1 pseudogene is annotated in these 623 nt (G+C 42.2%); it reads left to right on the top strand.

The annotated features are described in order from the left end of the window. Positions 1-107 precede the first annotated feature (107 nt). A pseudogene (locus ABZJ92_RS22145) lies at positions 108-548 on the top strand (phage baseplate protein); the annotation flags it as partial. Between the last annotated feature and the right edge of the window lie 75 nt (positions 549-623).

The raw sequence follows: 623 nt of genomic DNA, 5'->3' as shown, positions 1-623 counted from the left end.
AGTCTAAAAACTAGTATTAAGACTATCACTTAAATAAGTGATACTGGTTGTCTGGAGATTCAGGGGGCCAGTCTAGTGAATCCGGTAGTACCCTTATCTCACGAGATAATAAGCTGGTGGAGAACTTCATCGACACTCTTGAAAACTGGCGTGACCAGAAGCAGATTATTTCAGTTATCTGTAAAGATGGTATTAAGATTGACGACTCCATTATTACAAGCTTTAAAGCCTCTAAAGATGTTGGAATTTCAAACGGACTGAGAATCCAGCTAACTTTTCAGGAAATTAACTTCAAAGCTATTGTAGGGCAAACTGATGTTTCAGCAGCCACTGGACGGACTTCTACCACGAATGATGGCGGTGCTACCAGTAAAAAGAACACTGGCAACACTACGACAAGTCTTGGAAGCCCTATGCTGACCTGTAAAGAGCTTTTTAGCTATTCGGCAAGTGAGTTATCAGATGAAGCGTTAAAAGCCCGTGTAACGTGCTCTAAGAGCGTTAGCGTTAAAAATGGTGAGAGCACCTTCACAGCCTCAGCTAATGAGTGAAGTGGTCAACAAAAACTGGCCACCGAGTTAGAGTTTTTCCAGTATCGATTTTCCGATTCGTTTGGGGGTAAC

Source organism: Shigella sp. FJ200513 (assembly GCF_040495915.1).
Lineage (GTDB): Bacteria > Pseudomonadota > Gammaproteobacteria > Enterobacterales > Enterobacteriaceae > ECMA0423.
Note: the sequence above shows the minus strand (reverse complement) of the source record. Positions and strands in the feature narration are given on the sequence as shown.